The sequence below is a fragment of the Pedobacter sp. genome (assembly GCF_037719805.1).
In the GTDB taxonomy this organism is placed as follows: Bacteria; Bacteroidota; Bacteroidia; order Sphingobacteriales; family Sphingobacteriaceae; genus Pedobacter.
In genome coordinates this window covers 123,948-137,293 of the sequence record NZ_JBBJLZ010000006.1, presented here as the reverse complement: position 1 = coordinate 137,293, position 13,346 = coordinate 123,948, and the positions used below count along the sequence as shown (strand labels likewise).

Below are 13,346 nucleotides of genomic sequence, written 5' to 3'. Positions count from 1 at the left end.
AAGATGTTATTCTTGGGTGTTTGCGTTAAAATACGTAAATTTTGGCACCTAAACCAATCACATCATGAAAGTCTTACCATTCACACTGTTAGTACCAGATGATAAAAGTGTTATTTCCGAACATGTGCAACTTCCGCATTTCTATCCATACCTACATCGACATGATGAATGTCAGATCACATGGGTACAAGAAGGCGAAGGGACACTAATTGCAGGGAATAGTATGCATGATTTTCAATCTGGTGATGTTTTTCTAATTGGCGCAAATCTCCCTCACTTATTTAAAAGCAATCCTGAATACTTTGTATCAGACAATGGTAAACTGATTAAGGCTTGTTCCGTTTATTTTAATCCTTCAGGCGTAATGGCCTCTCTGTTCGATCTACCAGAGATGAAGAACTCGAAGTCGTTCTTACAACAGAACAGGCATGGCTTCAAAGTAGCAGCAAAAGATTCTGATCAAATTTCAGATAAACTGTTGTCGATTCATCAATCCTCTGGTACAGACCTTATCTTTAAATTTATTGAACTACTGAATGATCTGAAAGAGATGAAAGACATTGATCCCTTATGTCCATCTGTTTATTCTTCTGATATCTCTGAGAATGAAGGCATCAGGTTAAGTAACATACTTAATTTTATTATGCAAAACTTCAATAATCAGATTACGTTAGAGGATGTTTCTGAAGTAGCATACATGACTCCTCAGGCATTTTGCCGATATTTCAAAAAGCATACCGGGCGTAAATTCATCTCATTTTTGAATGAGGTAAGGATAAATGAAGCTTGCAAGAATCTAACCACAGGTAAGAAGGCAGAATGTATTTCTGGAGTGGCTTATAATTCTGGTTTCAACAGTATTACCAATTTTAATCGTGTCTTTAAAAGTGTAATTGGAAGCTCCCCGAAAGACTATATCAGTTCCTACAATAAGCTTAACAATCTATCCCATGTAGGGATATAACGTTGCTGCAGTTCTGCTTAGTGATTTTACCACTAAGCAGGCCATTGTTTAGATATATTCGAAGTCTTCCGTCTTAGGGAATAGGGTTAGACCAGAATGTATACTTTCCGGAACAGGCCTCGCTAACTTACGCTTCACCGTATCAATCCAGCTTCCCTCCACTTTCAATAGTGCATGAAGCTTATTTTCAGCAGATAAGAACTCATGCTGGATGATCCAGAAGGACCCGTCCTCTTTCATTCGTAGCAACTTGGTTTCTATGTAGATTTTCGACTCCAGATGAATTTCTCTCTTAAATTCACATTGCTCTTTAAATAAAACCGGTCCGAAGTTCTCCGCTTTCATAATTTCAATCGTGATCCCGTACTGATTAAGGATGTCAATACGTTCCTGTGCTGCCAGATCATAGTAAGCGGAGTGCCTTAAATGAAAGTTAGGGTCTAGATCCGCCCAGCGTAAGCTTAAATATTTCATGTCGCGGGTTTTGTTGTCGGCGACAAATTAGTTCAAAAAATGATTATTATTGTCTGTGTGATCTCGATTTCTATGCGTTTAAAACTTTTCTTTCTGCCGTTCGTATTCATGTGTTGCGTTCATATCAGCAACGCAAACATCAAGAGCACTTTAACCGATACCCTTTACGCGGAAAGACTTAAACCTTATGGCAGATCGTTGATTGATCAGCAGAAGCAACTGGAGTTGATCAGCTCTGCAGTGCATTTCGAAATCAAGTTTAAAGGAAACCAATGCGAGCTCTACCTTTCGCTTAAAGACAAAAAGGGACACAACTATATACAATATGAATTGGATGGGATTTATCAAAAACGCCTGAGGGTAGAAGGTAACTCCTTAAACCCTGTTGTAATCACAACAGGTTCAGATACCTGGCATACGATAAAAGTTTTTAAAGCTACAGAGGCACATACTGGTGGAATCTTTGTCTCAAAAATTGCGGCTGAACGAATTAAAGCTGTCCGTAACTCTAAAGCGCCCCTGATCGAGTTTATCGGCAATAGCATCACTTGTGGTGCTGCGGCAGATGCATCAGAAGTCCCATGTGGCACAGGTGTATACCATGACCAGCACAATGCCTACCAGGCCTATGGTCCGCGGGTAGCCAGAGCGCTCGGACTAAATTACATCTTGAGTAGTGTAAGCGGAATAGGAGTTTACAGAACCTGGAATATGGACGGTCCAGGGATGCCACAAGTTTATGAAAACGTAGACTTCAAAACAGATAATGCTCGGAAGTGGGATTTTAAGCGCTATAGTCCAAAGATTGTAAGCATAGCACTTGGTACCAACGACCTGAGTAAGGGTGACGGTAAGACCGCAAGAAAGCCGTTTGATCAACAGGTATTCATTCGCAGTTATGTAAGTTTTATTAAGCAGGTTAAGTCAAAATATCCTAAAGCACAAATTGCACTAATCAGCAGCCCAATGATCAGTGGCGACTCCGGCAAAGTGCTTGAGGACTGCCTTGAATCAATAAAGAGAGAAATTGATCTTTTATATACTTCCGGCAAAAGAGTGAAAACTTTTTACTTTTTACCAGTTGTTGCCCATGGGTGTACCGGGCATCCAAGCGTAGAAGATCATCTTATCCTTGCGCAACAGTTGAAACCATTTTATGAACAATTGTTAAGGTAGTTTATGTGCATGCCCTTTCTAACGTAGCAAAGTTTTTGTCGATGATAAAGCGGCGTTGGTCAGTCGCTTCTCCATTGCTGGTCTAATAGCCATGATCTGCCTGCAACCTTTCTTTTCTTGAGACGTCATAATGACACAGCACACAGAACTAAGCTTATGAAATTAAGATTTACGCTATACCTGTTAATTATTCTAAGCTTCTTCTTTTTTGAGAAGAGTCAAGCCCAGGCTGACAAAACATACGGAGAAATTTCAGGAACCGTTTTAGATGAAACCGGCAAAGCATTTCCCTATGCATCTCTATCACTCCTGAACGCCAGGGATTCTACCAATATCAAAGGAACACTTTCCTCTGATAAAGGGACTTTTCGTTTCAGTGATCTTAAAGATGGAGCATATCTTGTGGCCTATTATGTGGTTGGCTATAAAAAGGTCGTAAAAGGACCGTTTTCTATATCTTCAAAGAAGTTCAGTTATGCGCTAGCAAAGCTTCAAATGCTGCAGGATGTCACTTTACTTCAAGGTGTAGAAATCATTAAACAGAAACCTTTGATCGAGCGACAGGTAGATAAAACGGTGATCAATGTGGAGAACAGTGTGCTTGCCACTGGCAATACTGCACTAGAGATTTTAGAGAAAGCGCCGGGTGTAACGGTAGATAAAGATGGGAACATCAGCCTAAAGGGCAAACAGGGTGTGATGATTATGCTGGATGGAAAGCCCACTTACTTGTCTTCAGAGCAAGTTGCTAATATGCTGCGTTCCACAGAAGGGAATGCGATACAAGCTATTGAGCTAATCACCAACCCATCTTCAAAATACGATGCCAGCGGGAATTCGGGGATCATAAATATCAGATTGAAAAAGAACAGGAACTATGGTACAAATGGCGCTCTGACAGGTGGCGCAGGTTATGGTAGATACTATAAGGCAAACAGCGGGTTAAGTCTTAATCACCGGGAGCAGAACTTCAATGTCTTTGGTAACTTTGACTATGGTCGCAACAAGAGATTTGGCGGCACAGACATCGTTCGTTTGAATAATACTGCTCAAAATGCAACTTACTTTGATCAAACCAATTCCAGCATCCGGTACCGCAACAATAGCAACTATAAAGCAGGGGTAGATTATTTTATTAGCGATAAGAATACAGTAGGCTTTGCGATGAATGGCTATCGGAGCAATGGGCATAACACGGCCGATGTACTCACGCTAATTGGAAGTGCCCCTCAAAGGACCGATTCTTCCGTGGTAGCGCAAAGTCCGAGCGATTACAACTATCATGGAATGTCTTACAACCTAAACTTCAAAAGTACGATTGACAGCCTGGGCCAGGAGTTGAGCATAGATGCCGATCATTCAAGATATATAGGCGATGAAAATGACCTCTTTGACAACAGATACTTCAATGCTGCCGGACAGGTTTCCAAACCAACATATGTATTTAGAAATGCTACACCGACTAGTACCGTTATTTGGGCAGGTAAAGCTGACTATAGTTACCCGTTTTCGAAGGAAATGAAATTGGAGGTAGGAGTTAAATCAAGCATTGTGAAGACGGATAACAACTTTAGATCGGAGCGCCAGGTAGGTAGTGATTGGCAAAATGACCTCGGTAGGAGCAATCAGTTCCTATATGATGAAAATATCAACGCTGCTTACGGTAATTTTAAAACGAAATACAAGCACATTAGCCTGCAATTGGGCCTTCGATTGGAGCAGACAAATTCGAAGGGAAATTCAATTACCCAGGATAAAGTGGTTAACAGGCATTATTTAAACTTGTTTCCAAGTGTATTTGTGAACCAGGAACTTTCTACAAACCATGAAATAGGCGTTTCCTATAGCAGAAGGATAGACAGACCGGACTACGGATCACTGAATCCATTTATTTCTTTTCTTGATCTCTATACCTATCGCTTTGGTAACCCTTTCTTAAAACCGCAGTATACCAATGCCTTTGAGTTTTCTTATTCGCATAAGAAAACGTTAAACGTAACTCTCGGATATAGCCATACCTCGGATGTGATCTCTGATGTGTTGTTATTGGACACAGCAAAAAAGACCATCTCTATATCTAAAGAGAACCTATCCACCCAGGACTCTTATAATCTAAATGTGAACTACCCCTTACAATTCTTCAAATGGTGGAGCAGCAGCAACAATGGGACGACTTATTACAATGAGTTTAAAACGGCAGATATAGGTGGTTCGCCCTATCAAAGTGGACGCGTTTCCTTCAACTTAAACACTACGCAAAACTTTACAATTAGTCCGACTACAACCATTGAGGCTTCGGGCTATTATCAATCAAAGCAGATCTACGGGACAATTGTAATTGATCCTCAGTATGGGATTGACTTAGGTGTTAAGCAATCGTTTTTTAAAAAGAAACTGGACATAAAGCTTTCCGGGAACGATATATTTAAGATGCAGAAGAGCAGAATTACGAGCGCTTTGGCGTCACAGAATTATGTGGTAAAGGAAAGATGGGAGAGTCAGGTTTTCAGGTTAACGGGGGTCTATCGGTTTGGTAGTAGTCAAATTAAAGGTGCCAGGGAGCGGTCGGGAAGTTCTGCTGCAGAGGAAAAAAGAGTGAAATCTGGTGGCTAAACTGTGGCGTGTTCATGACAAGTTCGAACTGATATGTTTGAAATAATCCTATATTTGCAGGCATTCTGGCATTTTCAGATGATTATCTTAATTTAAACACACCACAAATGCTAAATCTTGTTCTCTTTGGCCCACCAGGTGCAGGCAAAGGCACCCAATCAGAGAAATTGATCAACGAATACAAATTGATCCACATTTCAACTGGTGATCTTTTCAGAGCTCACATTAAAAATCAAACAACTTTAGGTCAGAGAGTAAGCGCACTAATTGCAGAGGGACAGTTGGTTCCTGATGAAATTACAATTGCAATGCTGGAAGAAGAAGTGGATAAGAATCCAGAAGCCAAAGGCTTTATATTTGATGGTTTTCCACGGACTGTACCTCAGGCCAAAGCTCTTGATGAATTTCTAGAAAGCAAAGGTACAAGCATAACGGGAGTTATTGCATTGGACGTTAATCAGGATGAGTTAACAAAACGTATCGCTCAGCGACAACTGGAAACAGGTCGTGTAGACGATCAGGCAGATAAGCTTCAGACTAGAATTGCTGAATATTTCAACAAAACAATTCAGGTCTTGCCTTACTATCAGGAGCAGAACAAGTTGAGCAAAGTAAATGGAATCGGTAAGATAGAAGATATTTTTTCCGACCTTTGCGCTCAGGTTGATAAATACTAAACACACATAATGTCTCAAGGATCCAATTTTGTTGATTACGTTAAAATTTGCTGTCGCTCTGGAAAGGGTGGCGCGGGGTCGTCCCATTTGCACCGTGACATTCTTACTGCTACTGGCGGGCCGGATGGAGGTGATGGTGGCCGCGGAGGGCATATCATTTTAAGGGGTAATACACAATTCTGGACACTGCTGCATTTGAAATATCGCAAGCATATTATTGCTCCCGATGGCTTGCCTGGATCGAGTGGAACCTCAACAGGGAAGTCGGGTAAAGATGAGATTCTGGATGTACCACTAGGTACTATCGCCAAAGATGCGGAAACAGGAGAGGTATTGTTTGAAATTACTAGAGACGGTGAAACAAAGATCTTAACTTCCGGCGGAAGGGGTGGTTTAGGTAATTGGCATTTCAAAACACCAACCTTGCAAACACCCCGCTTTGCGCAACCTGGCGAAGCAGGGAAAGAAGAATGGATAGTCCTTGAATTAAAAGTACTTGCTGATGTAGGCCTCGTAGGTTTCCCTAATGCAGGTAAATCAACCTTACTATCGGTCGTTTCTGCAGCAAAGCCAGAGATCGCCGACTATCCCTTTACCACATTGGTTCCCAACTTAGGAATTGTTGCTTATAGGGATAGCAAGTCCTTCGTGATGGCTGATATCCCGGGAATCATTGAAGGGGCATCAAAAGGTAAGGGCTTAGGCTTTCGTTTCTTAAGACACATAGAACGGAACTCTGTGTTGTTGTTTATGGTTCCTGCTGATACACATAGAACGATCAAAGAGGAGTATTTGATTTTAAAGACTGAGCTTGAGGATTATAATCCGGAGCTGATGCAAAAACCCCATGTTTTAGCAGTTACCAAATCGGATATGTTAGATGAAGAGCTAACGGAGGAAATGAAGAAAGAATTGCCGACCAACTTACCCACTATATTCATCTCTTCAGTGGCTCAGAAAAATATTGTGCAACTGAAAGACATGCTTTGGACCGCTATCAACGCGGAAGCCTAGGCATCTCTTCGGTTTATAAACGAATCTTTTTTCATTGATCTTGCGGCTATCCATGCACTGATGATCATAAAAACCGCTCCTGCAAGAAATGGTGCACCCGCAAACTTTACCGCCGCCCCTGGCTTTGTAAACCAGGCAAACAGGTAGGTCATGAATAAAGGACCTACGATTGAAGTAGCACTCATTAAACTCGTTAATGCACCTTGAAGTTCACCCTGTTCGTTTTGAGGCACATTACTCGATAAGATCGACTGTAACGCCGGACCAGCAATTCCACCTAAACAGTAGGGAACAAGAAACGCAAACATCATCCAACTTTGCGTAGCGAAAGCAAATAAGACTAAACCGACTGCATATAGCGCTAGACCTATGTAAATGCTCCTCTCGTTACCAAGTTTAGGATTAATAAAACGGATGAGCCCACCCTGAACAATTGCGACCAGGAGACCAACTACGGTTAAGGAGATGCCTACGGTGAACGGACTCCAATGAAACTTTTCAATATTAACAAAAGTCCAGGTACTCTGAACGGCATGACTTGCGATGTAAACGAACACCAGGGCGACGATTAATCCACCTAAGCCTTTGTATTTGTTAAGCTGCAGCAACGATCCCATTGGGTTCGCACGTTTCCATTCAAAAGGACGTCGGTGCTCTTTATCCAACGATTCTGGCAGCACAAAGTAGCCATAGACCACATTGATTAACGTTAATATCGCTGCGGCGATAAACGGTACTCTTGGGCCTAGCTCTCCAAGTAGTCCGCCTATAGCGGGTCCAATTACGAAACCTAGTCCGAAGGCAGCGCCGATCATGCCAAAGTTTTGTGCACGGTTCTCGTTAGTGCTGATATCGGCTATGTATGCGGTAGCTGTGGTGAAACTGGCACCGAATACACCGGCGATGATCCTGCCCAAAAACAACCACCATATTGTGGGAGATAATGCCAAAAAGATATAGTCTATTCCGAAGCCAAAGAGCGAGAGCAACAGTACTGGTCTCCTGCCATATTTATCACTTAGGTTACCGATTATCGGTGCACACACGAATTGCATTATTGCGTATGCGAATGTTAACCAGCCACTCCATCTCGAAGCATCACTAATGTTCCCGCCGATGAGTTGTTCGATTAGTTGTGGGAACACAGGGATGATGATTCCAATCCCAATGACATCAAGTAAAAGTGTAATAAAGATAAAGCTGAGCGCAGCCTTTCCGGATTTAGCCATAGGTGTTGATTTTTTAGCTGAGCTAAGTTAGTACTTTGAGTTGAGGATTATTGTAGCATTCAGCCTTGACTAGCGAAAACTGTTTGCACTCTCGAAACAAACACTAGATTTGATGACGCAATAGATTGTTGCTCAGCAGCTCATAACCAAATATAGATGAAAACAGAAAACATAGGTCCTTCCCTACAGAAGTTAGTTTGTCTGCTGGCTTTTGTGCTGCTCCACATACTAAGTGTCCAGGCACAAGAAACGCTTTTTTTATCCAATGTATTGCAGAGTAATATGGTTGTTCAGCAAAACAAACCCTTTAAAATCTGGGGTACTGCATCTCCTGATGCTTTGGTAACAGTAGCTGCGGATTGGTGTCAAAAGGTTAGCGCAACTGCTGACGCAAATGGTAACTTTGTAGTACTTATTGATGTTCCTGCCGTAAAGATGGGAGATTTTAAACCGCACACTATAGGGGTTACATCCGGCAAAGCTGATGTGAAACTTGAAAATATCTTGATAGGCGAGGTGTGGATTTGCAGCGGACAATCAAATATGCAGTTTAAGGTCCTGGAAGATAAGAATGCCGCTACAGAATTGCCGGCCGCAAATTACCCTAATATCAGACTCTTCTATTCCGATCTTAACTTCAGTGCTACACCGATACAAGCCATCAAAGGAAAGTGGCAGGCATGTAATCCTGAAACAGTAAAGAACTTCAGCGCGGTAGGATACTATTTTGGTAAGTCGTTATATAATTCGCTTAACATCCCTATAGGCTTGGTATTCTCGGGAATAGGTGCTTCGAAAGTGGAAGCTTTTTTACCGGAAGAAACTTTAAAAAGCAACCCTATCCTGGACTCGGTGTACTTACAGCCTTACCTAAGCAGTCCGAAGTCTAAAGAAACGGTGAATTCTGGCTTTAGCTTCGAGAAAGTAACGCGCCCTTTCTTGCTGTACAATGCATTAATCAATCCTTTAATCAATTTATCGATTAAGGGTTTCTGCTGGTATCAGGGTGAAGGTAACAGGATGGAGCGGGCTTCTTACACACTGGCCACTCAAATGCTGATTAAGTCATGGCGGAAGAAATTTGCACAAGGCGAACTGCCCTTTTACTATGTACAGGTGGCGCCATACTTTTATGATAAAGAAGACCCTACGCTAGCAGATTATGCCTTTTTCAGGGAGTCACAGGAAAAGGTATCAGAGATCAATAACACGGCCATGGTGGTAAGTATGGACGTAGGCGAGGCAAAAGACTTGCATCCTAAAAGCAAAAGGCCTTTAGGAATCAGGCTTGCAAAAACAGCATTGAACCGCACTTATGGGCTCGATACTGCAGTTTATCAAGGTCCTCGTTATAAGTATTTAGAGGTCAAAGGCAAAACTGCAATCATACATTTCGCGGAGCTAGGACTCGGAACTGGACTTAACACCAACGACCAATCGGCACCAAAGTTCTTTACCCTGGCGGGTGCCGATCAAAAGTTCTACGACGCGTCAGCTCGAATTGAAGGTAATACGGTTGTGCTAAGCTCAGATAAAGTGAAAAAGCCTGTGGCCGTTCGTTATGCATTTACCAATTATCCCGTGACGAACTTTCAAAACAAAGAAGGGTTACCTGCATTTCCATTTAGAACCGACGATTGGCCGGAACCAAAGCCTTAACTGCAATTATTGCATAGACCAGAAGCGGTGGTGTCAACGTGCACAGCCTTAAAGCCGGATGGCATTTTAACGTTTGGAATCTTGACGTCCAGGCAATAGATTTTTAAGCAGTTCGTACAGTTAAAATGAAGGTGTTCATCATGATGGTGCCCTTCGGTGCAAGAGGCTGAGCAGGAAGCATAATTGGTGGTCCCGTTCAGGTCCAATATGCTATGAACGATTCCTTTCTCTTCAAAGGTGCTTAATATGCGATATAAGGTAACCCGATCCATCTCTTTCCCCAACGTCTTTTCTAACTCGGGCTGAGAGACCGCACTGTTCATTTTAGCCAGTTCTTCCAGAACTAGCTGACGTTGTTTTGTATTCTTCAAGCCGTGCGACTTTAAAACTTCATCAGGATTTACGCTACTCATTTACTTATGTATTATCAGGACATTTACAATGTAAAGATAAGATGTTTTACCTTTGTGATTCCTATGAAAAAAACAATGCGCTATTTATGTGCAGTATGCCTTGTATTGCTCTCACTATTGAGATCAGTGGATAGCTCTGCACAAGAAAAGTTCCCATACGATAGCTTTTTAGAGAAGCAGCCCTACTTCGCTACTCATAAAGTGATTCCCACAGACTCACTGTTTATACAAGATGTTAAAATTTTGAGGCATTACCTTGATCTTGACAGTATTGATATGGAACTGCTAAAGCCGAATGTTTTAAGCGCACTAATGCTTGAGCAGGTAAATGCGGGTAAGGCCTCGACTTTTAAGGTGTTAGTTGATTACTTCAAAGATTTTAAGAACTCCATCTCCTACCAGGATTTCCGGAACGGAGTGATCCTATATAGAAAGATGGAACGCCAGCCGGTTAATCTGAGCAATTGGGAGAATGATAAACAATTGTTCGTTAAATTAGGCTTTACAGAGAGTGACCTGGAAGACTTCAAAGAATATATCAGTCAAAGAGCTCCCAAAAACATTAACTACAAAGAGGCCTATGTTGGCTACATGAAAGAGATTGAGGCGTTACCATAACTACAGCGCCTTAACGTCTATATTGTCAACAGTTGCCAGCGCACCATATGCTCTTAAGCCAATGTGCCCGCTTTTGTACTCCGCATCTTTCGCTTCTAAAACTTCAGTGCTATTCACGTAAACCTGAAACTGATCGCCAACCGCTTTAACAGTAACCTGGTACTTTTCATTCATCTTTACAGGGTACTTAGCGGATTTGATTACTACCCACTTGCCTGCACTGGCTTTACCAAGTTCAACGGTCCCGTTGTTTGGGTTTAGGCCGAGATAATAACCTTTGTACGCTTCTGATCCGATCGCAGGATCAGAAACCCGAAACATCAGTCCAGCATCACCAGTCGCATTAACTGCAACATCAGCGGTGTAGTTGAAGTTCGCAAAGTCGGTGGCCGTTGCAATGATCTTGGACCCAGATCTTCCAGAAGTATTGTTTTCATTCGAAGCGCAGTGAACTGCGTTGTCTTTGTAAAACCAACCTCCACCATAGATCACCCATCCTTCTGAAGCATTGTTATCGAATGTTTGCTTGTACGTTTTGCTAATTGATACCGGATCTCCAACTGTTGGAAAGATACTCAGCCTGATATTTTCAGATCCAAAGGGAACCAGAGCAATCTCTTCTGTCGGATTGCTGGTACTAACAGGACTAAAAGGAACGTCCAATGCTGCTGTTTTCGCATAATCAAGCGTCCAGCCATTAAGCTGTTTTGCTTTTACCTTTAAGGTAAGTGGACTTACTTCAGTATCGTATGGGTTAGCAGGCATTATGGATTTGACCATTTTGAATTGGCTATTTAACGGCCCTTTAGAAAGTTCCAGTGCGTAGTTCCATGCAGATGCAGGAAATATCTCTGTGTCATGAAAACCAGCAACTGCATGCTGCTTGATGTTTTTGATATCCTTTTTAATCTGCAACGCATAAACCAATGGTCCACGCTCCACACTTACTCCGTTGTTAACTTGTTTTTCCACAGCAATCTCCATTGGGAAATTAAGGACCACTTTGTCATTATTGCTCCAGGTTCTTTTTATCGTAAACATGGAAGCAGATTTAACACCAGACAAACGCTTTCCGTTAACCAATACCTCAGGCATTGCACACCATTCAGGAATCCGAAGTTGTAAAGGAAAGGCAACTTGCTTAGAGAGCGAGATGTTCAACCTGATTTGCTCTTCAAAAGGGTAATTTGTTTCTTCATCTATTTTAACCGATACTCCGTTTGCTACTTTGGCACTAATTTCCATTGGACCGTAGGTATTTATCGCGATCCCACCATCTGGCGTAGCCAAACAACTGTTTTTAACGAAATAAGGCCAACCCATATGCATATTATACCGGCAGCAGGGGAAGCCTGAATAAGGGCTTAACATTACACCAGTGTTATAATCCTGATTAAACCCGTGCTGACCAATTGCTGTTTTCACTTGGTTCGGCAAGGTGTAGTAAGAATGACTTTTTAAGTCCCTGCTAAATTGAGCAGGTAATGCGTTAAATGCTACCTTTTCCAATTGATCACCAATATGGGAGTCATGAATAATTCTCGAAGCTGTTTCCAGGCTTTGCATCCATTCCACAACGGTGCAGGTTTCAACGCCCTGTACGGAGCTTCTGCCCGACATAAATTCTGTTCCTGCGCCAATTCCCTGAGGCTGACCATGGTCATGCATGATATGATCTATTCCATTCTGCATCGCATCGGTAGTGTTAGCCGACTTGTCCACCTGGGAATAAACCGCCGGGAACTTCAATGCCTGTCCTACATTAACCATGTGCTTAGGCTGGAAGTCATCGCCGTAATAGAAAAACTGGTTCTTATTAAAGATGTCTATCCACGGGTAGGCCTGTTGTTTTAGCTTTCTCACCAACTCGAGTAAATACCTTTCACCTGTTTTATTGTATACCCATAAAGCGAGTTCCATATTGTCGCCTGCTCGCGACTTCCCCCAGCTATCAAGCGGACTTTTATCCAGGTTGGCCAGTTGGTACTTGAAGTATTTTGAAAGGAAAGGTATGACTCGTTTATCGTTCGTCGCTTCGTAGTAGCTCTGCGCAGCATACATAAAAGGCATTCTAGGCCACCAATCGTTCATCTTCGGCGGACCAAATAATCCGTTTTCCTGCTGATGATCTAAGGTGTAATCGATCCACTTCTTTGCTTTAGCTTTGAGTGATACATCGTCTAAAGTGTAGGCAAGGGCAACAAGGCCTTTGACATAGTAAGGGACTTTTTCCCAACTGTTTCCGTCACCACCGAGCCAGTCTGAATTAGCCCCTAAGTTTTCCTTCTCCGGATAAAGTTCCTCGGCGTGGCCAGTAAAACCGTCTCTCTGGAGTTCCAGTTGCTTTAATAACCAGCCTTTCGCTTTGATGCTTCCGAGGGGAAGTTGTACATATACATCCTGTCTAAGAGGGACTTTATTAAAATCGTAGTCCTTAGATGATGTTTGCTGTGCAGAAGCTGAGGCCGTTATCAGGCAGCTTGCGAAAATAAATGCTTTAATCTTCATA

Annotated in this window: 11 protein-coding genes; 7 read left to right on the top strand and 4 right to left on the bottom strand. The window is 42.3% G+C overall.

Annotated elements, in window-relative coordinates; genetic code table 11:
• Positions 1-64: 64 nt before the first annotated feature.
• Positions 65-964 carry an AraC family transcriptional regulator gene (locus WKF66_RS19970; RefSeq protein ID WP_489676270.1) on the top strand — a complete coding sequence of 300 codons (900 nt, stop codon included), beginning with the start codon at positions 65-67 and terminating at the stop codon, positions 962-964.
• 48 nt (positions 965-1,012) lie between these two features.
• Here WKF66_RS19970 and WKF66_RS19965 read toward each other — a convergent pair whose 3' ends face one another.
• Entirely contained in the window at positions 1,013-1,438 is a 426-nt protein-coding gene (locus WKF66_RS19965) for an acyl-CoA thioesterase (protein ID WP_489676269.1), read from the bottom strand.
• Between the two features lie 39 nt (positions 1,439-1,477).
• On the opposite strand from WKF66_RS19965, the gene WKF66_RS19960 reads away from it, so the two are divergent.
• The 4 genes from WKF66_RS19960 (at position 1,478) to obgE (ending at position 6,918) form a co-directional block, all read left to right on the top strand.
• The gene (locus WKF66_RS19960) at positions 1,478-2,614 is read left to right on the top strand and encodes an SGNH/GDSL hydrolase family protein (RefSeq protein WP_489676268.1); all 1,137 of its coding nucleotides are present in this window, start codon (positions 1,478-1,480) and stop codon (positions 2,612-2,614) included.
• Between the two features lie 156 nt (positions 2,615-2,770).
• Complete coding sequence (locus tag WKF66_RS19955) at positions 2,771-5,227, top strand: TonB-dependent receptor domain-containing protein (protein ID WP_489676267.1); 2,457 nt, start codon at positions 2,771-2,773, stop codon at positions 5,225-5,227.
• A 107-nt stretch (positions 5,228-5,334) separates the two neighbouring features.
• Complete coding sequence (locus WKF66_RS19950) at positions 5,335-5,904, top strand: adenylate kinase (protein WP_489676266.1); 570 nt, start codon at positions 5,335-5,337, stop codon at positions 5,902-5,904.
• Positions 5,905-5,913: 9 nt separating this feature from the next.
• Entirely contained in the window at positions 5,914-6,918 is a 1,005-nt protein-coding gene (gene obgE / locus WKF66_RS19945) for a GTPase ObgE (protein WP_489676265.1), read from the top strand.
• Here the strand turns inward: obgE and WKF66_RS19940 are convergent.
• On the bottom strand, positions 6,915-8,147 hold the full coding sequence (locus WKF66_RS19940; RefSeq protein WP_489676264.1) for a TCR/Tet family MFS transporter: 1,233 nt from the start codon (positions 8,145-8,147) through the stop codon (positions 6,915-6,917). The two genes, obgE and WKF66_RS19940, sit on opposite strands and share 4 nt — an antisense overlap.
• A 156-nt stretch (positions 8,148-8,303) precedes the next feature.
• On the opposite strand from WKF66_RS19940, the gene WKF66_RS19935 reads away from it, so the two are divergent.
• Positions 8,304-9,806 (top strand): sialate O-acetylesterase, encoded by a 1,503-nt coding sequence (locus WKF66_RS19935; protein ID WP_489676263.1) that lies wholly within the window; start codon positions 8,304-8,306, stop codon positions 9,804-9,806.
• On the opposite strand, the gene WKF66_RS19930 is transcribed toward WKF66_RS19935, so the two are convergent.
• On the bottom strand, positions 9,803-10,219 hold the full coding sequence (locus tag WKF66_RS19930; RefSeq protein ID WP_489676262.1) for a Fur family transcriptional regulator: 417 nt from the start codon (positions 10,217-10,219) through the stop codon (positions 9,803-9,805). The genes WKF66_RS19935 and WKF66_RS19930 overlap by 4 nt on opposite strands.
• Positions 10,220-10,282: 63 nt before the next feature.
• Between WKF66_RS19930 and WKF66_RS19925 the strand changes: the two genes are divergently transcribed.
• Positions 10,283-10,837 (top strand): hypothetical protein, encoded by a 555-nt coding sequence (locus WKF66_RS19925; protein WP_489676261.1) that lies wholly within the window; start codon positions 10,283-10,285, stop codon positions 10,835-10,837.
• Here WKF66_RS19925 and WKF66_RS19920 read toward each other — a convergent pair whose 3' ends face one another.
• On the bottom strand, positions 10,838-13,345 hold the full coding sequence (locus WKF66_RS19920) for a beta-L-arabinofuranosidase domain-containing protein (RefSeq protein ID WP_489676260.1): 2,508 nt from the start codon (positions 13,343-13,345) through the stop codon (positions 10,838-10,840).
• Position 13,346 lies beyond the last annotated feature (1 nt).

Coding starts and splice junctions, on each gene's coding strand:
- WKF66_RS19970 (WP_489676270.1), top strand. CDS start 65: ATGAAAGTCTTACCATTCACACTGTTAGTACCAGATGATAAAAGTGTT.
- WKF66_RS19965 (WP_489676269.1), bottom strand. CDS start 1,438: ATGAAATATTTAAGCTTACGCTGGGCGGATCTAGACCCTAACTTTCAT.
- WKF66_RS19960 (WP_489676268.1), top strand. CDS start 1,478: ATGATTATTATTGTCTGTGTGATCTCGATTTCTATGCGTTTAAAACTT.
- WKF66_RS19955 (WP_489676267.1), top strand. CDS start 2,771: ATGAAATTAAGATTTACGCTATACCTGTTAATTATTCTAAGCTTCTTC.
- WKF66_RS19950 (WP_489676266.1), top strand. CDS start 5,335: ATGCTAAATCTTGTTCTCTTTGGCCCACCAGGTGCAGGCAAAGGCACC.
- obgE (WP_489676265.1), top strand. CDS start 5,914: ATGTCTCAAGGATCCAATTTTGTTGATTACGTTAAAATTTGCTGTCGC.
- WKF66_RS19940 (WP_489676264.1), bottom strand. CDS start 8,147: ATGGCTAAATCCGGAAAGGCTGCGCTCAGCTTTATCTTTATTACACTT.
- WKF66_RS19935 (WP_489676263.1), top strand. CDS start 8,304: ATGAAAACAGAAAACATAGGTCCTTCCCTACAGAAGTTAGTTTGTCTG.
- WKF66_RS19930 (WP_489676262.1), bottom strand. CDS start 10,219: ATGAGTAGCGTAAATCCTGATGAAGTTTTAAAGTCGCACGGCTTGAAG.
- WKF66_RS19925 (WP_489676261.1), top strand. CDS start 10,283: ATGAAAAAAACAATGCGCTATTTATGTGCAGTATGCCTTGTATTGCTC.
- WKF66_RS19920 (WP_489676260.1), bottom strand. CDS start 13,345: ATGAAGATTAAAGCATTTATTTTCGCAAGCTGCCTGATAACGGCCTCA.